This window comes from Rhizobium sp. NLR16a, from assembly GCF_017948245.1.
Lineage (GTDB): Bacteria > Pseudomonadota > Alphaproteobacteria > Rhizobiales > Rhizobiaceae > Rhizobium.
In genome coordinates, this window is sequence record NZ_CP072867.1 from 270559 (window position 1) to 294110 (window position 23552).

At 58.9% G+C, this 23552-nt stretch carries 22 protein-coding genes and 4 pseudogenes; 11 read left to right on the plus strand and 15 right to left on the minus strand.

The window, feature by feature from the left end; all coding sequences use genetic code 11:
* Positions 1 to 114: 114 nt before the first annotated feature.
* The 3 genes and pseudogenes from J7U39_RS23485 to J7U39_RS23495 all read left to right on the plus strand — a co-directional run.
* Positions 115 to 852: pseudogene (locus J7U39_RS23485) on the plus strand (GGDEF domain-containing protein); the annotation flags it as partial.
* An 89-nt stretch (positions 853 to 941) separates the two neighbouring features.
* Positions 942 to 1853: an HNH endonuclease gene (locus J7U39_RS23490; protein WP_210632219.1), complete on the plus strand. Its 912-nt coding sequence runs from the start codon at positions 942 to 944 to the stop codon at positions 1851 to 1853.
* Between the two features lie 176 nt (positions 1854 to 2029).
* Positions 2030 to 3403: a hypothetical protein gene (locus J7U39_RS23495; RefSeq protein WP_210632220.1), complete on the plus strand. Its 1374-nt coding sequence runs from the start codon at positions 2030 to 2032 to the stop codon at positions 3401 to 3403.
* On the opposite strand, the gene J7U39_RS23500 is transcribed toward J7U39_RS23495, so the two are convergent.
* Both J7U39_RS23500 and J7U39_RS23505 read right to left on the minus strand, forming a co-directional pair.
* The gene (locus J7U39_RS23500) at positions 3400 to 4089 is read right to left on the minus strand and encodes a hypothetical protein (RefSeq protein WP_210632221.1); all 690 of its coding nucleotides are present in this window, start codon (positions 4087 to 4089) and stop codon (positions 3400 to 3402) included. The two genes, J7U39_RS23495 and J7U39_RS23500, sit on opposite strands and share 4 nt — an antisense overlap.
* On the minus strand, positions 4082 to 5683 hold the full coding sequence (locus J7U39_RS23505; RefSeq protein ID WP_210632222.1) for an adenylosuccinate synthetase: 1602 nt from the start codon (positions 5681 to 5683) through the stop codon (positions 4082 to 4084). The genes J7U39_RS23500 and J7U39_RS23505 overlap by 8 nt, the downstream gene beginning before the upstream one ends.
* A gap of 79 nt (positions 5684 to 5762) precedes the next feature.
* Between J7U39_RS23505 and J7U39_RS23510 the strand changes: the two genes are divergently transcribed.
* The 3 genes from J7U39_RS23510 to J7U39_RS23520 all read left to right on the plus strand — a co-directional run bounded on the left by J7U39_RS23510 (position 5763) and on the right by J7U39_RS23520 (position 7992).
* Positions 5763 to 6314 carry a hypothetical protein gene (locus J7U39_RS23510; RefSeq protein ID WP_210632223.1) on the plus strand — a complete coding sequence of 184 codons (552 nt, stop codon included), beginning with the start codon at positions 5763 to 5765 and terminating at the stop codon, positions 6312 to 6314.
* Between the two features lie 198 nt (positions 6315 to 6512).
* Positions 6513 to 7091 carry a hypothetical protein gene (locus J7U39_RS23515; RefSeq protein WP_210632224.1) on the plus strand — a complete coding sequence of 193 codons (579 nt, stop codon included), beginning with the start codon at positions 6513 to 6515 and terminating at the stop codon, positions 7089 to 7091.
* Complete coding sequence (locus tag J7U39_RS23520; protein WP_210632225.1) at positions 7084 to 7992, plus strand: hypothetical protein; 909 nt, start codon at positions 7084 to 7086, stop codon at positions 7990 to 7992. Before J7U39_RS23515 ends, J7U39_RS23520 begins: the two co-directional genes overlap by 8 nt.
* Positions 7993 to 8093: 101 nt before the next feature.
* On the opposite strand, the gene J7U39_RS23525 is transcribed toward J7U39_RS23520, so the two are convergent.
* The 9 genes and pseudogenes from J7U39_RS23525 to J7U39_RS23565 form a co-directional block, all read right to left on the minus strand.
* Positions 8094 to 8852: an ATP-binding cassette domain-containing protein gene (locus tag J7U39_RS23525; protein WP_210632654.1), complete on the minus strand. Its 759-nt coding sequence runs from the start codon at positions 8850 to 8852 to the stop codon at positions 8094 to 8096.
* 47 nt (positions 8853 to 8899) lie between these two features.
* The gene (locus tag J7U39_RS23530; RefSeq protein WP_210632226.1) at positions 8900 to 9889 is read right to left on the minus strand and encodes an ABC transporter ATP-binding protein; all 990 of its coding nucleotides are present in this window, start codon (positions 9887 to 9889) and stop codon (positions 8900 to 8902) included.
* A gap of 1 nt (position 9890) precedes the next feature.
* Entirely contained in the window at positions 9891 to 10748 is an 858-nt protein-coding gene (locus J7U39_RS23535; RefSeq protein WP_064808333.1) for an ABC transporter permease, read from the minus strand.
* A gap of 3 nt (positions 10749 to 10751) precedes the next feature.
* On the minus strand, positions 10752 to 11756 hold the full coding sequence (locus tag J7U39_RS23540) for an ABC transporter permease (RefSeq protein ID WP_210632227.1): 1005 nt from the start codon (positions 11754 to 11756) through the stop codon (positions 10752 to 10754).
* Between the two features lie 117 nt (positions 11757 to 11873).
* Positions 11874 to 13778 (minus strand): ABC transporter substrate-binding protein, encoded by a 1905-nt coding sequence (locus J7U39_RS23545; RefSeq protein WP_210632228.1) that lies wholly within the window; start codon positions 13776 to 13778, stop codon positions 11874 to 11876.
* 180 nt (positions 13779 to 13958) lie between these two features.
* Positions 13959 to 15467, minus strand: a complete 1509-nt coding sequence (locus tag J7U39_RS23550) for an alpha-N-arabinofuranosidase (RefSeq protein ID WP_210632229.1) — start codon at positions 15465 to 15467, stop codon at positions 13959 to 13961.
* Positions 15468 to 15678: 211 nt separating this feature from the next.
* Positions 15679 to 16605 carry an ArsR family transcriptional regulator gene (locus J7U39_RS23555; RefSeq protein WP_210632230.1) on the minus strand — a complete coding sequence of 309 codons (927 nt, stop codon included), beginning with the start codon at positions 16603 to 16605 and terminating at the stop codon, positions 15679 to 15681.
* A gap of 105 nt (positions 16606 to 16710) precedes the next feature.
* A pseudogene (locus J7U39_RS23560) lies at positions 16711 to 17132 on the minus strand (type II toxin-antitoxin system VapC family toxin).
* Positions 17129 to 17377, minus strand: coding sequence for a plasmid stabilization protein (locus J7U39_RS23565; protein ID WP_210632231.1), 249 nt, complete (start codon positions 17375 to 17377; stop codon positions 17129 to 17131). The pseudogene J7U39_RS23560 and the gene J7U39_RS23565 overlap by 4 nt, the downstream one beginning before the upstream one ends.
* Before the next feature lie 230 nt (positions 17378 to 17607).
* Between J7U39_RS23565 and J7U39_RS23570 the strand changes: the two genes are divergently transcribed.
* Complete coding sequence (locus J7U39_RS23570; protein WP_210632232.1) at positions 17608 to 17964, plus strand: hypothetical protein; 357 nt, start codon at positions 17608 to 17610, stop codon at positions 17962 to 17964.
* Here J7U39_RS23570 and J7U39_RS23575 read toward each other — a convergent pair.
* The 3 genes and pseudogenes from J7U39_RS23575 to J7U39_RS23585 all read right to left on the minus strand — a co-directional run.
* Positions 17935 to 18318 carry a type II toxin-antitoxin system VapC family toxin gene (locus tag J7U39_RS23575; RefSeq protein WP_210632233.1) on the minus strand — a complete coding sequence of 128 codons (384 nt, stop codon included), beginning with the start codon at positions 18316 to 18318 and terminating at the stop codon, positions 17935 to 17937. The genes J7U39_RS23570 and J7U39_RS23575 overlap by 30 nt on opposite strands.
* Positions 18315 to 18515 carry a type II toxin-antitoxin system VapB family antitoxin gene (locus J7U39_RS23580; RefSeq protein ID WP_210632655.1) on the minus strand — a complete coding sequence of 67 codons (201 nt, stop codon included), beginning with the start codon at positions 18513 to 18515 and terminating at the stop codon, positions 18315 to 18317. Before J7U39_RS23580 ends, J7U39_RS23575 begins: the two co-directional genes overlap by 4 nt.
* Before the next feature lie 239 nt (positions 18516 to 18754).
* A pseudogene (locus J7U39_RS23585) lies at positions 18755 to 19099 on the minus strand (cytochrome-c peroxidase); the annotation flags it as partial.
* 6 nt (positions 19100 to 19105) lie between these two features.
* Here J7U39_RS23585 and acpA point away from each other — a divergent pair.
* Positions 19106 to 19811: pseudogene (gene acpA / locus J7U39_RS23590) on the plus strand (acid phosphatase); the annotation flags it as partial.
* A 55-nt stretch (positions 19812 to 19866) separates the two neighbouring features.
* On the opposite strand, the gene J7U39_RS23595 reads toward acpA, so the two are convergent.
* Positions 19867 to 20625, minus strand: coding sequence for an IclR family transcriptional regulator (locus tag J7U39_RS23595; protein ID WP_210632234.1), 759 nt, complete (start codon positions 20623 to 20625; stop codon positions 19867 to 19869).
* A 132-nt stretch (positions 20626 to 20757) separates the two neighbouring features.
* On the opposite strand from J7U39_RS23595, the gene J7U39_RS23600 reads away from it, so the two are divergent.
* The 3 genes from J7U39_RS23600 to pcaF are packed head-to-tail and all read left to right on the plus strand — an operon-like array spanning position 20758 to position 23367.
* Complete coding sequence (locus J7U39_RS23600) at positions 20758 to 21465, plus strand: 3-oxoacid CoA-transferase subunit A (protein ID WP_210632235.1); 708 nt, start codon at positions 20758 to 20760, stop codon at positions 21463 to 21465.
* Positions 21462 to 22151: a CoA transferase subunit B gene (locus tag J7U39_RS23605; protein WP_210632236.1), complete on the plus strand. Its 690-nt coding sequence runs from the start codon at positions 21462 to 21464 to the stop codon at positions 22149 to 22151. Before J7U39_RS23600 ends, J7U39_RS23605 begins: the two co-directional genes overlap by 4 nt.
* A gap of 10 nt (positions 22152 to 22161) precedes the next feature.
* Positions 22162 to 23367: a 3-oxoadipyl-CoA thiolase gene (gene pcaF, locus J7U39_RS23610; RefSeq protein WP_210632237.1), complete on the plus strand. Its 1206-nt coding sequence runs from the start codon at positions 22162 to 22164 to the stop codon at positions 23365 to 23367.
* The last annotated feature ends 185 nt before the right edge of the window (positions 23368 to 23552 follow it).

Below are 23552 nucleotides of genomic sequence, written 5' to 3' on the forward strand. Positions count from 1 at the left end.
CGTGGTTGCCACTGCCATGAGGCGGCCGCGGTGCCCAAAAGACGCGTCGCCAGCGTGGTTTAGGCTCGCAGCGCGACCTTCAAGATGAGTGTCGGCCTATTTCATCGAGCCGAGCGGCGCAATTTTCATCTCGGCCGTGGCACCGTCATCCGCACGGATAATTTCGAGGAATGGCTGCGCTCCACCCAGTCGCGCCGCGGCAAGATTGGCTATCGCGCCTTCGAGACCGATCTTGCCGACGGCCGCTGGCTGTGGATGACCGAGGCGGTGCAGAAGAACGGCTGGATGCTCTGCATCGCCAGCGACATCACCCGTCTCAAGGTCCATGGCCGCACCGTCCGGCAGGATCGCGACCAGGCGATCAAGGCCTCCTACACCGACGAACTCACCGGCGTCGCCAACCGCCGCTTCGTCATGGCGCGCGTCGAAGACATGCTTGAAGCCGCCCGGCATGGCAGCAGCGGCTGCCTCGCCGTTTTCGACATCGACAATTTCAAGCACATCAACGACCGGCTCGGCCACCACGCCGGCGATCTGGTGCTGCGCGATTTCGCCCACCGCATCCACCAGAATGTCCGCCGCAACGATTGCTTCGGCCGGGTCGGCGGCGAAGAATTCCTCCTCGTCATGCCGGCCACCGGCCCGGAAGACGCGCTTGCCATGGTCGAGCGCATGCTGACGGTGATCCGCTTCTCCAGGCCGCTGCCGGACTCGCCCGACTTCAGCTACACGTGTTCTGCCGGCATCGCCGCCTGTGTGCCGACGGACAGCGCGTCGGAGCTTTACCGGCGGGCGGATCAGGCGTTGTATGATGCGAAGATGAGTGGACGGGATAGGGTGCGGGCGGCGTAGGGTGCTGACGGGTGATTGTGATCGACTCTCCTTGAATGAGGGATGCAAGCGCCGTATCTCAGCCGACCTCGTCGTGCTACGCATTGTACATGGGATTCGGGGTTTTCATTCACCGCACAGATTCAATCTACAAAGACAGGCCGGCAGAGCAATATCAGTTCCCGCGCCAGTATCTTGGTCGCGTGCAAGCCTGCCTTGGAGATTGGATCATATACTACCAGCCGCGCAAGATCGCGGCGACTCGCGGCTATTTTGCAGTCGCCAAGGTAGCCCAAGTCATTCCTGATCCGGAGGAATCCGGCATGTATCTGGCACTCATCGAGCCAGGCAGCTACCTCGATTTCATCAATGCCGTTCCGTTCAGTGGGCCGGACGGCGTCATTGAGCGAGGCGTGTTGAACGAGGAGGGGCGGATCTCCGGCAGAGCGCAGGCCGCGGTGCGCCCGATATCCGCGGCGGACTTCAATCACATTGTGTCGATTGGCCTGGACGAGCACGAGCCTGAACTGCCTCGGCTGGGTGAACCCGCAGCAACGCACCCCGCTGATGGGTTTGAAGATGGAGCCCAGGCGCCTTTCCTCTTCGAGCACGAGCGCGACCGGGTTATACAGCTTTCGTCGCGGATCGTTCGCGATCGGCTGTTTCGCCGGCTGGTTCTGCAGGCCTATGACAAGAGGTGCGCGATCACTGGCCTAAAGCTCATTAACGGTGGCGGACGTGCGGAAGTTGATGCCGCACATATCCGTCCCGTGGAGGCAAATGGGCCTGATGTTCTCACCAACGGCATTGCTCTTTCTGGCACCGCGCACTGGATGTTTGACCGCGGGCTGATCAGCCTCTCGGATGATCTCGATGTCCTGATCTCGCGGCAAGCCAACGATCCAGAAAGCATTCGAAGTCTGATTAACAAGTCGGGAAGGGCGATTGTGCCTTCACGACCGTTCGAGCGGCCCCATCCTCATTTTCTCAGCTGGCATCGCGAAAATTGCTTCAAGAAATAGAAAGATAAGAAGTCGGGTAAAGCTCCGCATCAATATCGGAGATCGTACAGGGAGAACGAACCCAGCTTTCATACGCCGCCGGTTTGTCGAGTGAGTCGAAGTTAGCTCCATTTCTTGGTTCCAGTGAGAATGCTTTTTCGCTAATAGCGACAGCTGGTCGATAGTGGGTGATGTGTATGGCTATGCATAAGGACGAGGTCCTCAACTCTTTGGCGGCGACGGCGAACGTAGCGCAATTCGTCAGTTTCCGTCCGGCGATGAATAGTTCGATCGTTCAGAGCTATTGCCGCGTGGCAGAGTATCCGGAGAACCACCGTTTTGCCGATACGCAATCTGCTGTTGAGGCCCTTCTTGCAGCCAGTTCAGACAGGATGGTCAACGTCAGAAGCTACGAGCCTAACAGTCCTCGGAGCAGAGAGTTTGTGTACGGTCTAAAGGGCGTCGATGAAGTGCTAAATGTGCTTGCGCGGTTGTCTGAAGATAGACTGCATCTCATTGTCAACGAAACCATTGACATTAATGACGGCGGTGTTTCTGGGGTAGTGCAAGGACAACTGATCGAGTTCGCACCTGATGATACGCCCCGATGCGTGGAAAAGGCTGGCGTGGCCTCTCTTCCCTTTCATTTGGGAGAGCGGATATTGCATACGGTGTATGGCTTTACGCCAGAACTGAATTTTCCTGCTAATGCTCGCGTAGAGTTCAGCATTCATCCCAAAGCCAGGGGCTACCACGGCAGACATACAATTATCTGGGAGTTTGAACCGGATGTTCCCGAGTTCCTGCCAGCCGTGGTTCATTGGCCAAATCGCTTTAGCCGGCATCTTGGGGACAAGGTATACGGCCTGTTGGTTGCAGACAGTTTGGGATTGCCTGTTCCCAGGACGACGGTCGTTGCAAGAAGGACAGCGCCATTCACCTTTGGCAGGGAAACCGGTTCATTCGAGGTTTGGACACGAACGGCACCGAGAGAGGCTCAGCCGGGCCTTTATACGACCGTGAAGGGCTGGCTCGATCCATTTGCTCTGCTGAGCAAAGAAGATCCGGAAGGAAAGCATCTGCAAGCAGTCTTGTCTCAGGCTGCGGTAAGGGCGAAATTCTCTGGCGCAGCCGTGGCAGGTCCGAAAGGTAGCCTAATAATCGAAGGCCGACGAGGCGAAGGTGACCTGTTCATGCTTGGTCATCAGCCACCTGAAAACCTGCCGTCCTTTGTTGTCGAAAATGTCCAAGCAACGTACAAGGTTCTTGCGAACCGACTAGGTCCAGTTCGGTTTGAATGGGTGCACGACGGAGATGTGGTATGGGTCGTGCAATTGCATTGCGGGGCCACGGGGTCCGAGGCTGATGTGATCGTCCCAGGGGAAGCTACATCATGGATCGAATTTGACATTGTGGCAGGGCTTGATGCCTTGCGGCAACTATTGTCAACTATTGAAGTCAATCAAGGTGTCCTGATTGTCGGCGAGGTAGGACTTACCAGTCACGTCGCGGACTTGCTGAGAAAGGCGAAACTGCCAGCGCGGTTAACGTCGAAACCAGACAATCATTAAGGGCGATCGCTGTCTGTAGCACGGTCGCTTCGCCATATCTCTTCTAAGACGCGGTCACCCTCTACCTTGTGAACCGCGAGGACATATTTGGTCAGGTCCGGCACGGAATGATCGACGACAAGCTCAACAACGTTGTCTTCTTTTCGGCGCTTTGAGCGCTCTTGGAAGGGAAAATCAGCAATTCGCTTAAATGTTTGAAGACCTCTCGGTTGAGGATTGAACAGCGTGGAGCCGCTATTCAAAGTGCTCAGCCAAATCCGCTCCCTGTGGCTCGAAATTAAGCCTGCCGCGTCAATAGTGAGTACCGTCTGCGGTTTATCTCGGTACGCCCTTGCTTTCAGCAATCGCCAAATCCGAGAGGCTGATAGCCAAAAGAAGCTTCTTGAATTTAGAAGTTCGTACCAGTCTTTAGGTGTTAGTCCATCTTCCAGGCATTTTGCCAAAAGGTGATCTCTCATTGGCTTTTGGTCACGAATAACCGCCCCCGGTAGCCTTTCTGCTCTCAACGGAACCGATTCGGGGCGTCTTTGAGATTCTAACGCGAAACGTTGCTCTCCGCCGATCTTATAGAGGTCAAGCAGAGCACTCGCACTCAGCAGCCCATGCTGCTGAATAGCAGGCCAAGCTCCATCATGAGCCATGTGATAGAGGCGCGGATAGTTTGCGATCAGCTCTTCTTCAGTCATTCCAAACCCTTCGATCAATTAAACCATTGCGGCCGAACCCCTTCGAAACCAGCGAGACCCGCACGCCACACACGCGCTCGACATCGGCAATGAACTGTCGAGCCGCGTCGTTCAATTCTTCGAAAGTCAAGGCCGATACGTTTTCGGCGCCGAGATAGTCGACAAACGTAAGAGCGATGTCGCTTGCGCCGTTCCAATATGCGGATCGTCTAATTTGCTCCCAGTCGAATTCCGCTATTCTTCGAGATTTTCCTGAAACGCTACCAATCTCGGTTTTGCTTATTGCTTCAATAGGGAGACCTGAACGCTGCGAGATTTCATCGAATGTTACTGTGATCCCCATGGGACCCGAGGGACCTCCAACGCGAATCGGATATGTCCTGGCCACTACGACGACTTTCCTCAGTTTTGTGAAAGGTATTCCCGCATCGGACAGGCAGCCAACCGCCGATGTCTCTCGAGATGTGACATGTGGGTAGGAACCATGATGTATGCTGAGATCTGTACCTTGGGTACCCTCGAGCATAACCTTTTTGCCTGACGTCAGAGCTATTTCTATCTTCTCGCGAACGTTCCCAAGATATTTTTCAAGTTCAGGAATGTCTTGAGCCAATCTGACTTTCGGCATCCAACCCAAGTCACAGCCGCGACCTAAAATTTTTCGAGCAGATGCAGCTCCTACCCCCTGCTTTGTAGAGGAAATGCCATCGAGGAGCCTTTCCTCAAAGGCAATGTCTCCTTCCTCGATGATCATCGCTTGCCTATCAATGGTGAACCCCGCCTCCTTGAGCCAAGGATGATCATCCAATTCTCGGCTAAGTGTAGCTAGAGAGATCGTTGACCCTGCAGCAATGTAAATCTCCGCCGCCTGGTTTGACCCCGTACCGGATGGGAGTTGCCGATATGTATATTTAGGCTCATGGACTTTGTGTCCCGCGTTCGGCCCGCCGACGCGAACTAGGACATCGTATTCTTTTGCCAGCAAAGCGCAGATATTACCCTTGCCCTCACTGCCCCACTGTCCCCCTACAAAAAGATCGACGTAAGCTCTCGGAGCGGTCACTGAAAGTCGGCCGGCGGTCGCAAAGGTCACGCATGATCGTACATCCGATTTCTCTGTTGAAACGACAACATCCGCAATCTCCGCAAGGCGATCAATATCAGCCTCGACAGCATCGGTTTTCGCTTCCTGATAGGTGGGCAATTCTTCTAAGTGTGTCGGCCGAAGCTTAAATCTCTCCTCAAGCACCTCTGGAGGAGCCGTCAAATGGATGTGATGAACATTTTCCCTTCCGAAACGTTCCCTCAAAAGTTCCACCTGTGCCGGTATGCGTGCACTATCGAGTAGGAGGAAATCTTTATTGGTATTAGCGCTAACTTCATCGACAGCGTCTGAAACCCAAGCTCCACCTGTCTCTCGATCCAGTTCAGCGCCGGCGACTTGAAGCGGTCCGCGCTCATTCGGAACTTGCTTAACCTTGATAATATATTTTTGAGTGGAAACTTTTTCGCAGGGGTAGCGGCGCATCAGCTCATCTGAAAATGCTGTTTTTCCCACGGCGATGGGACCTGAAAGGACGACAATCTGCTTCAACACTTGCTCCTGCCAAACGTGTGTATCAGAATCACCTATAAGTAGCAGTATTGAACCGATTCGCTCAAGAAAGATAACGATGAACGCTCAAGTCGCTATAAAGATAAAATCTGGTCCGAGCATCATGCTTGCTAGCGGAGTCTGGTTTGATCTACTAGACCCTTGGGGCAGCGAGTTTACCATAAGTGACATAGCGCAAGGATTGTCGAACATCTGTCGGTATGCCGGACAATGCAAAAGCTTTTACTCTGTAGCAGAGCATTCAATCCACGTCGCTGATACCGTCGAGGAATACAAACTTGAAGCTCTCCTACACGATGCAGCTGAAGCTTTTCTCGGCGACATTACTAGACCGTTGAAGCAGCTCCTTCCCCAATACAAAGAAATCGAAGCTTCGGTGGAAGATGCTATTTTGCAGCGCTTTGGTTTGGATGCGAAAGCGAAGGCAACCGTTAAAGCGGCTGACCTAAGTGTCTTGGCTGCCGAGCAAGCACAATTGATGCCCGCGGGTGCCGACTTCTGGGCTAATTCATCCGGAGTGGAGAGAGCGGCAATCCAAGTTGAATTCCTCTCACCGATTACTGCTCGTAATCGGTTTCTGTCCAGATTTGCCGAATTGCAAGCGAACTGATTCAAGTTCACCGCTACTTTCGAAGAAGCTGATCATGGTGAGGTAGGCCGTGCGAAGTTCGCGGGTGGTAGGTGAATAGTTTCTGTTTCGCCTTCTTTGCCGCCTTTGGAGCGTGCTTCGTCGTTTAATTATCCGCTGAGTTGCAAAATTAATTGAAATCGTTCTCTAAATTTCTAATACTAAGTCAGGGGGGGGCGCATGAACGGTGAAAAATTAGAAGAAGGTCTCGGTCTCGTCCGCTTTATCTTAGTATGGTCCAGCCTTAGCCCCGTCTTCCTTCTATGGGCGGTTCGCGGCGTAGATGCAATCGGCGACCGAATCTGGATTCCCGTCTGTTTGGCGCTTTTTGTTCTTCCAACGTTCCTTCTCTGCATTTTTCTAAAAATTTCTATGTACTATCATAATCTTAAGACGATAACGGTGGTGACATCTAAGGATCAGAGGGAGCATCTTTTAACTTATTTATTTGCAATGCTGATACCGCTGTTTGATGCAAACCTAGATGAGCGTCGAGACATAGCATCTATATTCATCGCTTTTATTTTTGTTGCGTTCTTATTCTGGCACATGCGCCTACACTACATGAACCTTATTTTCGCGATTGCTGGCTACCGAATTTATACGGTTGAGGTGAAGCTGAGCGCCGGCTCTGGAGTGGCGGATCAGCTGGCGACCTATGCAGTCATCTCACGAAGGCACTATTTGCCTGAACAGTCGCCTTTATCGGGATATCGCTTGGGTGGAAATGTCTTGGTAGACGAGAAAAACGATGATTGACCAAGAGTTCAGTATCGAAAGCGTCGCGTCGGTGAACCTGGGCGTAAGCTTGAAAGACGGACGACGCTACTTTGTACCTTCCGATGGCGGCACAAAAGATGCGCTCGTGGACATTCTCAACGATACGGCTAACTCCTTCAGCGACATCGCAACGCCTTGGGAGATGTATGATCTTTCCGAAGATTATGGAAGCAAACGCAAGATATATAGTCCACGAAACAGTGAATACATGACAGCCCTGTCCGAAGTCTTTGAAGCGGGCGTCATGCCGGATTTGACAAACATTCATCAGCATGTGTCTGATATTGAGTTTTACTTCGGAGAATTCACTGACACCCAGGGCAGAAAAGCTGTTGGCATACGCAAGGCAACACAGCTCAAGGGAACGCTTTCCGCCCGTCATCGGCTGGTCAGGCTGGTAAACGACACGGTCGTAATGATCGATGAGGAGACACTTAAACTTGACACGCAATTTGACGTGATCGTCACCGCCGCCAATGTTTTCATTCTTCATCCACGCAATGTCGAGCTTGTAGCGAGAATTTCTGAAAGAGTAGCGGCGACCGCCGCAGCAAAACTCCAGATAATACATAATACGCTTGCGTTCTTGGATATGTCGCGCATTGCCACCGCGATAGCCAAACACCCGCAAATGGCAAGACATGCCGCCTCGATTGCAGCCAATCCAGGCCTTGGAAATTTTCAAAAGGCTAAAATCGAAGAAATCGCAAACCTCCATGGGGTTGTTTTCAAGACCCTCCCTGACGGTCGCCTTCAGTGCCGCGTGCAGGACCATGCCAAATTACTCGAGATTTTGGATGCACGACGGTATCATCTCGACCTAGCTGGTAACGGTGGAGATCCGTACAGGGCGACAGCACGGCAGAAAGTTTCGGCTTAGAGACCGATTAGATCGTCGCTGCTTAGTTCTCGTCTCGATCATGAAACTGAGCGAAGAAATCGCGTCAGTAGACACCGTCCGCGATACTCCGTTCCACCTCCTCATCCCACCGCCCCAAAATCCGCCGCCAGCACCGCATCCTTCAGCGCCCGCGAATACGCATGCTGCGGATTGTCCAACACCGCCCGCGCCCGCCCCCGCTCAACAATCTCACCCTTGCGCATAATGATAATATTGTCACTGACATAATAAGCCGTCGCCAGATCATGCGTGATATAGATGATCGAAAGGCCGAGTTCGTTTTTCAGCCGCCCGAACAGGTTGACGATCGCCATGCGCAGCGATGCGTCGACCATCGAGACCGGTTCGTCGGCCACCAGCAGGCGCGGCTCAGGGATCAGCGCCCGGGCGATGGCGACGCGCTGCAGCTGGCCGCCGGAGAGTTCGTGGGGGAAGCGGCCCTTCACCTCTTCCAGCGTCAGGCCGACGTGGTGGAGGGCGGTATCGGCCATCTTTTCCACCTCCCGTCGGTCCGGCCGCTCACCGGAGGCGGAGAAATTGCGGGCGGTCTCGAAGAGGTAGCGGTCCACCCGCTTCAGCGGGTTGAAGGCTTCGAAGGGGTTCTGCAGCACCGGCTGCACCTCCTTCATGAAGGCCTTGCGTTCGGCCCGGCTGTGGATGGCGACGGTCTTGCCGGCAAATTGCAGCTCGCCCTCGGTCGGTTCCGTCTGGCCGAGGATCATCGCCGCCACCGTCGATTTGCCCGAGCCGGATTCGCCGACGATCGAGAGGATCTCCGGCTCGTCGCCGATTTCGAAGCTGACGTCCTTGACGGCGGTGATCAGCCGCCGGCCGAGCATGCCGCCCTGGCGGTAGATTTTCGTCACATGCGAGAGGCTAAGCAGAGTCAAACATGATCCCCCGTAACCGCAAAACACGCCACCCGCCGCTCTGGCGCGACGGTGACCAAGGGCGGAACCTTCTGTGAGCAGATCTCCATGCGCTTCGGGCAGCGCGGGTGAAAGCGGCAGCCTTCCGGCGGCATGGCAAGGTTCGGCGGCCGCCCCTCCAGCGAGGGCCGGGTGGTGGGGTCGCCGATCTTCGGCAGGCTGCCGACGAGGTGCTGCGTATAGGGGTGCAGCGGCGCGCTGAAGAGCTTCGCCGTCGGCGCCTCCTCGACCAGCCGGCCGGCATAGACGATGCCGATGCGGTCGGAGACCGTCGCATGCACGCCCATATCATGGGTGACGAACAGGAAGGAGGAACCCATCTCGCGCTGGATGTCGCGGATCATCGACAAGACGTCGCGCTGCACGATGACGTCGAGCGCCGTTGTCGGCTCGTCGGCGATGATGAATTCCGGCGTCAGGATGGTGGCGAGCGCAATCGTCATGCGCTGGCGCATGCCGCCGGAGAGTTCGTGCGGATAAGCGTCGAGCAGCTGCGGGTCGAGCTTCAGCCGCTGCAGGTGGTTGGCGACCTTCTCGAAAAACACCGGCTTGCTCACCTTCATGTGGCGGAAGGCGAAATCGGTGAAGGAATGGCGGATCCGGCGCACCGGATTGAGCACATTCATCGAGCCCTGCATGATATAGGAGAGATGCTTCCAGCGCAGCGCCACGCGCTCCTCCGGCGTCATCGCATAGAGATCCTGGGTGCCGCCGCCGAAATGGAATTTGACGCAGCCGGAGACCACCCGGAGCGGTGGCCGGATGGCGCCGGCAATGGTCTTGATCAGCGTCGTCTTGCCGCTGCTCGATTCACCGGCGACGCCATAGACCTCGCCGCGGCGGATCGTCAGGCTGATGTCGTCGACGGCCCGCACCTCGCGATCGACGCCATAGAGGAAGGCGCGGTAATAGGCTTTCAAGTTGTCGATTTCGACGAGATTCTCCATGCTAACTTCCCATCCGGTTCAGCCGGCTGCGCGGATCATTGTATTCGTTCATCGACATGGAGAGCAGGAAGAGCGCCAGGAAGAGAATGACGATGACGGCGACGGGGGCGGCCACCCACCACCAGATGCCCGAAATCAGGGCCGAATGCGCATTGGCCCAGTAGATCATCATGCCCATGGTCGGCGTCTCGATATCGGTGAAGCCGAGGACCGAAAGGGTGATCTCCATGCCGATCGACCAGATCATGTTGTTCATCGTCGTGGCGAAGACGATCGGCAGCACATAGGGCAGGTGCTCCTCGACCAGGATCTTGCGCATCGTCATGCCGGAATAAACGCTCTGGGTGGTGAAGGGCCGGCTCTTCAGGCCGAGCGCCACCGAGCGGATCAGCCGCGCGTCATAGGACCAGCCGAGCGAGGCCATGATGACGATCAGCGCCACCCAGGTCATGTTGTCCTTCAGCACGAAGTAGAAAAGGATCAGCAGCGGAAACTGCGGGATCACCATGACGCTGTCGTTGATCGCCATCAGCACCCGGTCGACAGCGCCGCCGGCGTAACCGGCGACCAGCCCGACCACGAGCGAGATGATGCGCGAGAGAAAGGCGACGCCGATGCCGAAATAGAGCGTGTTGCGAAGGCCGATCGTCAGCTGCCAGAAAACGTCCTGGCCGCGCGATGTGGTGCCGAGCCAATATTCGCCGTCCGGCGGCATGTCGGGCGGCAGGAGATAGATGTCGGTCGCGCCATAGGGCGAGAAATACGACAGGATGACGAGGCCGACGATGACGGCAAAGAGAAGCAGGCCGCAGAGGAATTCCATATTCTGGCGGGCGAGGTCGCGGATGATGGTAAACATGGCCTATTCCACCTTGATGCGCGGGTCGATCAGCGGGCTCAGCACGTCGATGATGAAGACGGCGGCGGCGACGCCGACGATCGACAGCGCGCTGAGGCCGAGCACCAGGCTGTAATCGCCGGCATGCACCGCTTCGATCAAGAGATTGCCGATGCCGGGATAACCGAAGACGATTTCGGTGATGACGGTGCCGTTGAAGATCGCGCCGAGCGACATGGCAAGCCCGGTGAATTGCGGCACCATGGCGTTGCGGGCGATGTAGGAGCGCAGGATCTTGCCCTTCGGCACGCCGCCGAGCTCGGCAAAGACGACATAGTCGTCGGTGATGATGTTGGAAACCAGCGCCCGCATGCCGATCAGCCAGCTGCCGGCGCCGACCAGGATCAGCGACAAGGCCGGCAGGATCGAGTGTTTGAGGATATCGATGACGAGAGCAAAGGAGAGGTCCAGATTGGCGTTCATCTCATAGCCGCCATTGATCGGCAGCACCGGCCAGATGAAGCCGAAGACGATGAGCAGCACGAAGGCGAGGATATAATAGGGGATGGGCAGCATCGCGATGAAGACGAGGCTGACGGCCTTCAGCACCATGTCCTTGCGATAATAGCCGGCAAGCGCGCCGATCGCATTGCCAAGCACGAAGGTGATCAGCGTCGAGACCGTCATCAGCCCGATCGTCCAGGGCAGCGAGCGCAGGATGATGGTGGAGACGGGGGTCGGAAAGGCCGAGAGCGAGGGGCCGAGATCGCCGGTCGCCAGCCGAAGCCAGAAATGCAGATATTGCTCCCAGATCGAGCCCTGCATGCCGTAGAGCTCACGCAGCGACTGGCGCATCAGCTCGATCGCATTGGGATCGGACTGACCCATCTGGGTGATGGCGCCTATGCTTTCTTCGACCGGATCGATCGGGGTCAGGTGGGTGACGAAGAAGGTGATCGTCACGCCGAGAAAGACGACGAGCAGAAACTGACCAAACCGCTTCAGCACAAAGATCAGATAGGGCGTCATAAGGCGGAAGTTCCTCTCTGGTTCCTTTCTTGAAAGGATCGACGAGCATGGCAACCGAGGCACATGCCCGCCGATAAGGGGGCCGGCGCGGTGGCTTACGCGCCGGCGTTGGGAGGGTTATTTCGGCTGAGCCGGCTTCAGCTTGACCATCATCAGCCGCGAATTCGCCCAGTTCGGCACCGGATCCGTATAGGGGTCCTTGATGGTGGGATAGCCGGTCCAATAGGTCGTATCCATCGAGGTGAAGACGTTATAGGACATCAGCGGGATCGTCGGCATTTCGCGGGCGACCAGCTTCAGATAGTCCTTGCCAAGCTCCATGCCCTTCGGATCGTCGGCGCTGATGCCGCGGATGCTCTCGATGATCTTGTCGAGCTCCGGATTGGACCAGCGCTGCCAGTTGCGCGGCGGCTGCACCTCACCCTTCTTGGCGACGAACTGAGAGTGCCAGCTGTCGAGGAAGAAGGAGAGGTCGGGATCGCCGCCCCAGGTCTCGACGCTCCAGGCGATCGCCACCTGGAAATCGCCGGGCTGCAGCGCCGTCTGCCAGAGCTTCGCGGCCGGCACGGCTTTGGCGTCAATGCCGAAGGCCGCCCATTGCTGCGCAATCAGCGTGCCGGCGCGGGTGAAGACCGAGCGTGTGTCGCCTTCGACCGTCATCCGGATCTTGAAGGGCTGTCCATCAGGGGTCAGCCACTTGCCGCCTGACTTTTTGAAGCCGGCCTTCTCCAGCAGTTCGCCGGCCGCTTTCGGGTTCGGTTTCCACCAGCCATAGCCGAAGGCACCGCTGATCGCTTCCGGATCGGTCGGGATCTGGTCCTTGAACTTCGGCTGTTTGCGCAGGATATCGGCGATCTGTTGCCCGACTGTCGGGTCATAAGGCTTGATCTTGCTCTTGCCGGTATCGATCTCGAAATCCTTCAGCCAGTCCTGCATCGGCGCCTGATAGTCTTTCATCGTCGCCGCCGTCGGCGGCACGCCGAGTGCCGAAAGCGTCGCCGCGCCGCGGTAGCTCGCCATGTCGACGGCCTTGATGTCAATCAGCAGAGCCAGCGCCCAGCGCACGTCGGCTTTGTCGAAGGGCGCTTCCTGGGTGTTGAAGATCACGGCCGGCAGCGTCGGATCCGGATGGGCGAAGGGGAAGCCCGGGAACCAGGTATCGACAGTCTTCGACTTCTCCTTGAGGGTGAACATGCCCTCCGGCGTATTGTCGTGGATGATATCGAGATTGTGCTCGAGCTGGGCGATCGTGCGCTTATCCGGCGGGCCGGGATCGGTATAGGTCACATATTTCGGGGCCGGCTCGCCGAAACGGGCAAGCGAGGTGCGCTGCCAGTCGTCGCGCTTTTCCCAGGTATACCATTTGCCCTGCGGGTCGTAGGCCTTGAGCTTGTAGGCGCCGAGCGAGACGGGATTGGCGAAATCGTAGCGCAGCGGATCTTCGACCTTCTCGAAGACGTGTTTCGGCATGATCCAGGCGCCGTTCCAGCGCACGGTGAAGATCGCATGAAAGCGCGAATTCGGCTTCTTCAGTTTGAACACCACGGTCTGGGGATCGGTTGCCTCGACGCTTGCCACCTGCACCGAGAAGGCCGCGCTCCAGACCATGCCGGGATGGTCCATCTGGGTCTTGACGGTATAGACGACGTCATCGGCGGTGAATTCCACGCCGTCGCTCCAATAGAGCCCCTTGCGCAGTTTCACGGTCATTTCGGTGAAGTCGGCATTATATTGCGGCTTGTCGGCGGCGAGCGAATTGTCCCAGGCCGCGCCGCCAAGCCCCTGTTCGGGGTCGATATACCAGAGCGTATCCATGGTCAGCTGCTGCAGGCCGGTCGAAACACCGCCGCCGCCATTGACCCAGATATTGAACCAGCCGGGATTCTTGATCGTCCCTTCCGGATTTTCAACGATGAGCGTCTCCTTGCGCGGCAAGGAGGTATAGTCTTGGGCTCCGGCCACCGCGGTCAGGCCGAGCGTGGCCAGCACGAAGCCGAATGCAAACCTCTTCCACTTTTGCATGAACTCCTCCCTTGTAAGCGACGATGCGGCGGCCTTCGAGGCACGCAGGGGCATGTCGCGGTTGTCGGTTCGCAGAAGCGGGCTTGTGAGCCTGACGCTTCGGCGAACCATCCTCCGGCCGCCTGCCTCCTCGCAGGGGGCCGATTTCTCAGCCGGGCCGATCGGCACCGGCGGCGGCTGTCACACCGACAGCCGGATGACGTTGTAGGACAGCGGTTTCAGCGCCGCCCGCACCCGTCCGTCTTCGATCTTGGCGCTGTCGACCTTGGCGGGCACCACCGTCTCCGGCCGCCGCGCGGTGTTGACCGCTTCGAGATCGCCATGGGTCATTTCCACCTGCTCGATCAGCCGGGCGCCGCCGAAACCTTCCAGCCGCACGTCGAGATCGAGCGCCGTATCGGGGTGGCGGTTGACGGCAAAGAAGGTCAGCGACCGGCCATCCTCGGAATGCACGGCCGAGACGTCGAGATAGGGAACCTCGTTCTCCTCGTCGCTGTCATAGGTCGGGCCGTCGACGACGAGCTGCAGCGCCGATCCGCGGCCATATCGCGAGGCGTAATAGAAGGGATAATAGATCGTCTGGCGCCAGGCCGCACCACCATCCTCGGTCATGATCGGGGCGATGACGTTGACGAGCTGGGCGATGCAGGCGATGCGGACCCGGTCGGAGCGGCGGATGAAGGTGTTGAGGATGCCGCCGACCTGCAGCACGTCCTCGAAATTATAGACGTCCTCAAGCAGATGCGGCGCATCCGGCCATTCGTCGCGCGCCAGGATCTCCTTGTCCTGCTGGTTGGAATGATACCAGACGTTCCATTCGTCGAAGGAAATGCCGATCGTCTTCTTCGAGCGCTTCTTCGCCTTGATGTAATCGATGACGCCGCCGATCGTGGTGATGTAGCGGTCGAGCTTGGTCGCTCGGGCGAGATAGTTCAGCGTGTTCTTCTCGCGGTTGGCGAAATACATGTGCAGCGAGATGTAGTCGGCGCTGTCATAGCACTGGTCGAGAACCTCGGCCTCCCATTGCGGATAGGTCTTCATGTCGGAATTCGACGAGCCGCAGACGACGAGCTCGAGCGACTTGTCGAAGCCGCGCATGGCTTTCGCCGTCTCGTCCGCCAGCCGGCCATATTCATAGGCCGATTTGTGGCCGACCTGCCAGGGGCCGTCCATCTCGTTGCCGAGGCACCAGAGTTTGACATCATGCGGATCGGACCAGCCGTGCTTGCGGCGCAGGTCCGACCAGTAGGTGCCGCCGGGATGATTGCAATATTCGAGGAAATTGCGGGCGGCGTCGAGGCCGCGGGAGCCGAGGTTGACGGCGAGCATCGGCTTGGTATTGGCCTTCTTGCACCAGTCGACGAATTCGTTGACGCCGACCTGGTTGGCCTCGCGGGTGCGCCAGGCAAGGTCGAGGCGCACCGGGCGCTCCGAACGCGGGCCGACGCCGTCTTCCCAATTATAGGCCGAGACGAAATTGCCGCCGGGATAACGGCAGTAGGGCGTGTCGAGCTCACGCACCAGATCGAGCACGTCGCGGCGGAAGCCGTCTTCATCGGCCGTCGGATGTCCGGGCTCGTAGATGCCGCCGTAGATCGCTCTGCCGAGATGCTCGAGAAACGAGCTGTAGAGCCTGGCGTCAATGGTCGCGATGCGAAAATCGCGGTGGGCAACGACATTCGTCTTCAACGGATCCTCCCCGTTTATGTATCAGGATTTTTGTTTTCGTGCCTCTAACTTGATATCAGGAATGTGGTGATGTCAACCGAGAGGCTGATTTAATCATACTAATGCCTATCCGGATGAAATATGTTAAGTTACAATAACTTACCTAAATTTAGCGGCTACTGAAATAGGAAATAAATGCAATTTTTAAATCAGGATATCCGATATTATAAATTCACACATGCAGCCGCATGATGATATCGCGGCCGTGATTGCCGAAGCCGCGGCCGAAGATATTGACGCCGCCGGTATGGCCGGCGTTCTCGGCGATGCCGACGCGCAGCCGGATCGAGGAATGCTGGCCAAGCGCCAGATCGCTGAGCGTGATATTCGATGCGGCGATACCGTCGATAAAGGTGCCGCGCGTCGAGATCCGCCAGGTTTTCATCGTCCCGTATTGCGAACCCTCGAGCTTCCACCAGGCCGGGGTGAAGGCGCCGCGCTTGTCGCCGTAATCGCCGGGCGAGGTCCAGGTGCCGATCGCCATGCCGTTGACCCAGAGCGTGATGTCGGACGGCCAGTCCGGATTGGTGCCCGGCACCTCGGACGACAGCTCCAGCGAAAATTCGATCGCCCGGATTTCCTTGTTCAACACCTTGGCATTGTTTGGAAATTTATATTCGACATAGCCGCGGCCGAACCAGACGAGCCCAGCCTGCATGCGCTGCGGATCGAGGAAATAGTCGGGCACATCGAGCGGGCCGATGACGCTTTCGGTCGAGCAGAGGCCGCAGGGCGCATGCACGTCGCAGCTCGTATAGAGCCCGACCGGCATCTCGACCTCGATGATATTGTTGGCCCGCTGCGCCGCACTTTCCTCGAAGCTGATCAGGATTTCGCTATAGACCGCCGAGCAGATCTTCTGGTTGCCCTTGCGCGCCTTGGCGAGCCTGGAATCGACCAGCCCGGCATCCTCGAGGATCTGGATGCCGGTGGCGACGGTGGATTGCGGCAGGGAAAGCGTCTGGGCGATATCGTTGATGTTGAGCGGTCCCTTGGCGCAGAGCAGCTTCAAGATCTCGATCCGCGCCGGCGCCGAAAGCGCTCGAATGGCCTCACTATTCTCGCCGGCGGCGATCGTTAAAAACGAACGTTCCATCATGTCCCCATAATTTCCGAAGTAATGATGTATATCGGAAATTATGATGCATCAAGGGATAGTTCGGCCGACCAGGTCTGGATTATACGAGTTGCATTCGATGCGGGCTCAGCGATACTTCCACGGATTGATGATCTGCAAGCCACTTCCCTCGAAATCGGACACATTGCGGGTAGCGAGTGAAGCGCCGCGCGAGATGGTGATCGCCGCGATCTGTGCTCAAACTGGCTGATCGGCCTGCCGGCCTTGCGACGATCGGTGGCAATGATGGCGTAGACATCTGCCGCGTCACGATCGAATGGCAGGACACGGCTACTGAGATCCTCATTGAATATCGGCAGGACCGCCGCCTCGAGATCACTCCGGCGCCGACCGGGAGGGAGGAGGCGCAAGCTATATAGAATTTCCGCTTCGGTGACCGCTGTCGTAAATACCGATGAGGGATGTTGTGCGCCCAGCCAGTCGATGACAGCCGCAGTCGGCGCCGGCGTGAGCAGTTCCGAAACGACGTTGGTATCGAGAATGATCACGCGTCGAAGTCCGGCGCGTCGCGGATCGGCTCTCGGGGTGGAATTTCGAGTTCAACTCCCCCGACCGGGCTGCAGGCGGGCGCGAATGATCTCGGCCAGGTTGCGCGCTGCCGGCTCGGGGTCGCAAGTGCCGTACGCAGAATATCGCGTGCTTCATCTTCCATGGAACGGCCATGCGTCGCGGCGCGAACGCGCAGCCGCTGCTTCAATCCCTCATCCAGATTGCGGATCGTCATGCTGGCCATTTTGCCTCCATTCATCAATGATAGCATATAAATCATTGATTGCATGGTCTCAAGCAACGGTCACGAAACGCGTTTCAATTCTCAGTCTATCAGTCCACGACTCGCAGCCAGTTGGGCTATCGTGTCTTCGAGACAATAGGGCCGCTCCAAGGGCGGTCTGGTTTGTGCTGTAGCAAACTCGCCCTGGAGAATCGCCAGAATGCGGGCCTGTCCGGCATCCTTCACACGGAATGCGCTTTGATTGTTGGCTTCAATTTGGTTTTACCAAGGAGAGTCTGGATCTTCTTAAACAATTGCTGCGCAAGGATACTCATTTTAAACATGAGGATGTCGTATCCGCTTTGGCTGAATTGAAAGCGCCGGAAGCTATAGAAGCGTTGTCTCAAGCTTGCTTGTGGGTTCCAGCTTATCTGGAATTTGACGAAGCTCGAGCTCTCGCGGTCAAAGTCATTTGGGCGCTAGGCGCGATCCCTGGCCAGCAGGCGCAGGCTGCCTTGATTGCGCTCGGTGAAAATCAAAACGCAAGCAGAGGCGGGCACGAAACTAAGTGTCGGCATTTAGCTGCGCCTATCGACCGGGGTGTATAGTGAAACGCCCGCCTTTCCGGCTGCTCCCTGCAGACGCTTGTCTCTGGTCCAGAGGGCTGCTCGCCGATCAAGGAGGACCGAGGCCAGCAAATGGGCATCCGTATAGCCAATGCCCATGCTGAAAATGTTGTGGCGATCAATCATCACCATGACTTCGTCGTGTGTGGCGACGGCGACTTCGCGTTGGGCCGCGAGGAAAGCGATAACGCTGCCGCGATTGCGAAGGCTGCCAAGAGCCAACTCGCCAATCACAGCCGGATGGCACAGGAGACGATCATCCTCGATAATCTTGCGCAGCTCTGGATCGGCATGGCGGAAATGATCAATCCAAATCGAAGTGTCCGCCAGAATCACTTGGCCACGGCGCTCCGGCGTCGTGGGGCTGCCTCTGCCTCCGGCATGGTTCCCCCGAGCGCGATGAGGCGTTTTCCGGATTCCACCCGGACAAGTGTCTCCAACGCTTGGCGGACGAGAGCGGCAGTTTCTTTTGTGCCGGTCAGGGCCTTGGCTTTTTGCATGAGAGCGTCGTCGAGGTTGATAGTCGATCGCATCGTCCAGTTCCCTATTCTGACGCTTAAATAGCACCATTTGGTGCTGAAATCCATGCTTGGCTCGACCCCGATACGTCGGAAATTGTTAGAACCTTCAGCCTATTCAGCGATTGCGTCAGTGCCCGTTCGCCTCGGGCTGCAGATCGGCATCCGTCAGCGTCCCGTGGAAGGCGACGATGTCGTCGATCTCGGGATCGGTCAGCGCGGGCGCATCACCGGGTTTCCGGCCGAAGGGCGGGCAGCGGGATCTTCGCCTGATTGGCGCCGCGATCGACCCGGCCGTCCCAGGTCAGGCCGCCGGTCGGGCCGTTGTCGACGCTTTCGTCACCCTCGTCCTCGGAATCGTAATAGTGCTCGGTGAAGGCGGGCACGGCCTGCAGGTAGCGCAGCGTCGGAACGGCGCGCAGGCCCGGCCGGGCCATATGCTCGCCGCCCAATTCGACCGGCGCGGCCGATGCCGGGCCGAAAGCATGCGCCGGGTCATGGCAGGAGGCGCAGGCCTGCAGCCCGGAGGCCGACAGCGATGGATCCGAGAAAAGTTTGCGGCCGAGTGCGGTCAGCGTCTCGGCCCGGGCGAAGGCCTCGGCGCTGCCAAGGACGGCGATCCAGCCTATGCCGATCCCAATGCGGCAACGACCCTGCCGCCGCAACATGAAACCACCATCGGCGATCTCCTGTCGCTGAAGGGCGTCAGCTGGGCCTGGTAAAGCGGCGCCTGGCAGGCGGCCCTTGACGGCAAGAACGTCACGCCGGTGCCGAACTTTCAGTTCCACCACCAGCCCTTCAACTATTTCGCCAATTTCGCCCCCGGGCACCCCGGCGCGTGCCGAACATCTGAAGGATGGCGGCCTGGCCGGCGAGGCCTTCCTGAAAGATATCGACGGCGGCAAGCTGCCGGCCGTCTCCTTCTGCAAGCCGCAGGGCAACCTCAACGAACATGGCGGCTATGCCGATGTTTCGAGCGGCGACCAGCATCTTGCCGATATCGTCTCGCATCTCGAGAAGAGCCCGCAATGGGGCCATATGCTGGTCATCGTCACCTATGACGAGAATGGCGGTTTCTGGGATCACGTCGCGCCGCCGAAAGCCGACCGCTGGGGGCCCGGGCAACCGCATGGCCTTCGTCATCTCGCCCTTCGCCAGGGCTGGCACGGTCGATCACACCCAGCACGATACGACTTCGATCATCCGTCTGATCACCGCGCGCTACGATCTGCCGCCCGCGACACGGCGCTGCGCGCCAACGGCCAGCCGCCGCTGGGCGACCTCACAGCCGCGCTCGAGCTGACGCATTGACCGATTGCACGTGGCCCCGGTTTTAACTGGGGCCGCGCCGCCTTCAGGCTCTTCTTCACCGGCGCAGCAGCGGCCGCAAGGCGGCCTGCGTTTCCTTCAGCAGTTCGAGATAGCGCGCTTTCATCTCGGCGGCCGGGACGAGGGCGGCCGGCGCGCCGATATTGATCGCCGCGATCGTTTCGCCGCGGTCGTTTTCGATTGGGACGGCGATCGAGCAGAGGCCGATTTCCAGCTCCTGGTCGATGATGGCGTAGCCCTCGGCGCGCACCCGGCGGAATTCTTCGATCAGTTCTTCCGGGTCGGTCCTGGTCTTTGGCGTGTTTTGTTTGAGCTCGCTGCGGGCGAGGATGGCGCGCGCCTCGTTTTCGGAAAGGGCTGCCAGCAGCACCCGGCCCATCGAGGCGCAATAGGCGGGCAGGCGGCTGCCGGGGGTGAGATTGATCGACATGACCCGGCGCTGCGCGGCCCGGGCGATATAGACGATCTCGGTGCCGTCGAGCACCGAGGCCGAGGCGCTCTGGCCGGCCTGTTCCGAGAGATGATCGAGATGCGGCTGCAACAGCGCCGGCAGCGGTGTCGCCGCCAGATAGGCATGGCCGAGCCGCAATATCTTCGGCGTCAGCGTGAAGAACTTGCCATCGTAATCGGCATAACCGAGCTCGGCGAGCGTCAACAGCGAGCGGCGCACGGTGGCGCGGTCGAGCCCGGTCAGCTTAGCGGCTTCGGCGATCGACAGCCGCGGGCGCGTCTCGCCGAAGGCTTCGATGACTTTCAGGCCGCGGGCAAAGCCGCTGACGAAATCGGTTTCGCGCATGAATTCGCTTCTCCATTCAATTTCTTATTGTGTGCGATATACGAACAAAAGTCAAATAACGCACAAAAGATCTTGCCGCTGCTCCTGCTGCCTTCTATTCTAATGACAAGGAAGGGCTGAGGAGAGTTCCCCATGGACAAGACAATCGCGAGCACGGCGCAGGCCGTCTCCGAGATCGGCGACGGCGCCACCGTCATGATCGGCGGTTTCGGCGGCTCCGGCGCACCGATCGAGCTGATCCATGCCCTGATCGACAAGGGCCCGAAAAACTTGACTGTGATCAACAACAATGCCGGCAACGGCCGCATCGGCATCGCCGCAATGATCGATGCCGGCCTGGTCCGGAAAATGATCTGCTCCTTCCCGCGCTCCTCGGATCCGCGCGCCTTCACCGACAAATATCTGGCCGGCGAGATTGAGCTCGAACTGGTGCCCCAGGGAACGCTGGCCGAGCGCATCCGCGCCGGCGGCGCCGGCATTCCGGCCTTCTACACCCCGACCGGCTACGGCACCGAACTGGCCGAGGGCAAGGTCATCGCCGAATTCGACGGCCGCCACTATGTGCAGGAGCGCTGGCTGAAGGCCGATTTTGCGATCGTCAAGGCTCAGGTCGGCGACGTCCACGGCAACCTCACCTACAACAAGGCCGGCCGCAATTTTAATCCGCTGATGTGCATGGCGGCGGCCAGGACGATTGCCCAGGTCTCCTCGATCGTGCCGGCCGGCGGCATCGATCCCGAGCATGTGGTGACCCCCGGAATCTTCGTCGACCGTCTCGTCGCCGTCCCCCATCCCCAGCAGGAAGAAGAGCTCATCCGAGCCGGAGTGGCCTACGCATGACCGTCGATATCAGGGACGACATCAAACTTTCCAATGCGCAGATCGCCTGGCGCGTCGCCCAGGACATTGCCGACGGCGCCTATGTCAATCTCGGCATCGGCTTTCCCGAAATGGTCGCCCGCTATCAGCCGCCCGGCCGCCAGGCGATCTTCCACACCGAAAACGGCATCCTCAATTTTGGCGAGCCGCCAGCCGAAGGCGAAGAGGACTGGGATCTGATCAATGCCGGCAAGAAGGCGGTGACGCTGAAGCCGGGAGCCGCCTTCTTCCACCATGCCGACAGCTTCGCCATGGTGCGCGGCGGTCATCTCGATGTCGCGATCCTCGGCGCCTACCAGGTGGCGGAGAACGGCGATCTCGCCAACTGGCGGGTCGGCAGCAAGGGCGTGCCGGCGGTCGGCGGCGCCATGGACCTGGTGCATGGCGCCAAGCAGGTCTGCGTCATCACCGAGCACGTCACCAAGACAGGCGAGCCGAAGCTGGTGGAGAAATGCAGCTTTCCGCTGACGGGTGTGGCCTGCATCACCCGCGTCTATACCAGCCATGCCGTCATCGACATCGTCGACGGCCGTTTCGTCCTGCGCGAGAAGCTTGCCGCTATGTCGCTAGAGGAATTGCAGGCGATGACCGGCGCGGCCCTCCATCTCGAGGGGCCGGTGGCCGATCTCGTCGTCCCGAAACTCTAAAGGAAACGCCATGACCGAAGCCTTCATCTGCGACTATATCAGGACGCCGATCGGCCGCTTCGCCGGCGCGCTTTCTGGGGTGCGGGCCGACGATCTCGGCGCCATCCCGCTGAAAGCGCTGATGGCGCGCAACGGCAGCGTCGACTGGGAAGCCGTCGACGACGTGATCTTCGGCTGCGCCAACCAGGCGGGCGAGGACAACCGCAATGTCGCGCGCATGTCGGCGCTGCTCGCCGGCCTGCCGGTCGCGGTGCCGGGCACGACGATCAACCGGCTTTGCGGCTCCGGCATGGATGCGGTGATCACTGCGGCGCGCGCCATCCGCGCTGGCGAGGCGGAGCTGATGATCGCGGGCGGCGTCGAAAGCATGTCGCGCGCGCCCTTCGTTATGCCGAAGGCCGAGACGGCCTTTTCCCGGGCCGCCGAAATCCACGACACGACGATCGGCTGGCGTTTCGTCAACCCGATGATGAAGAAGCAGTACGGCGTCGATTCCATGCCAGAGACCGGTGAGAATGTCGCCGAGGACTACCATGTCAGCCGTGAGGACCAGGATGCCTTCGCGCTACGCAGCCAGACGAAGGCGGCGGCAGCACAGGCGAGCGGACGGCTGGCGAAGGAGATCATCCCGGTCACCATCCCGCAGCGCAAGGGCGAGCCCGTCATCGTCGACAAGGACGAGCATCCGCGCGCGACGACGATCGAGGCTCTGGCGAAACTTGGCACGCCATTCAAGAAGGAAGGCGGCACGGTGACGGCGGGCAATGCCTCCGGTGTCAATGACGGAGCGGCGGCGCTGATCGTCGCCTCGGGAGCGGCGGCGCGAAAATACGGCCTGACGCCGATTGCCCGCGTCCTCGGCGGCGCATCTGCCGCCGTTCCGCCACGGGTGATGGGCGTAGGGCCGATCCCGGCCTCGCGCAAGCTGATGGCGCGGCTCGGCCTGATCCAGGAGCAGTTCGACGTCATCGAACTCAACGAGGCCTTTGCTAGCCAGGGGTTGGCGGTGCTACGCGAACTCGGCATTGTCGATGACGATCAACGGGTGAACCGCAATGGCGGCGCGATCGCGCTCGGCCATCCGCTCGGCATGTCGGGCGCCCGGATCACCGGCACGGCGGCGCTGGAGCTTGCCGAAACCGGCGGACGGTATTCACTGTCGACCATGTGCATCGGTGTCGGGCAGGGGATTGCGATCGCGCTCGAGAGGGTTTGAGCGCAAAACCGACGCTTGATATCGAGAGGCGCCGCATCTCCAGCTGAAGGTGCTCCGTTGCCGCGGCACATCATTTCAGACGCGAAATCCTATCACGGGAGATGGATTCCGGTTGCGCGCATGGGTCATGGGCAGTGGGAAAGCAGGTCCTTTCAGTCTGAAAGCGTGGGCAATCTTGCAGCGCT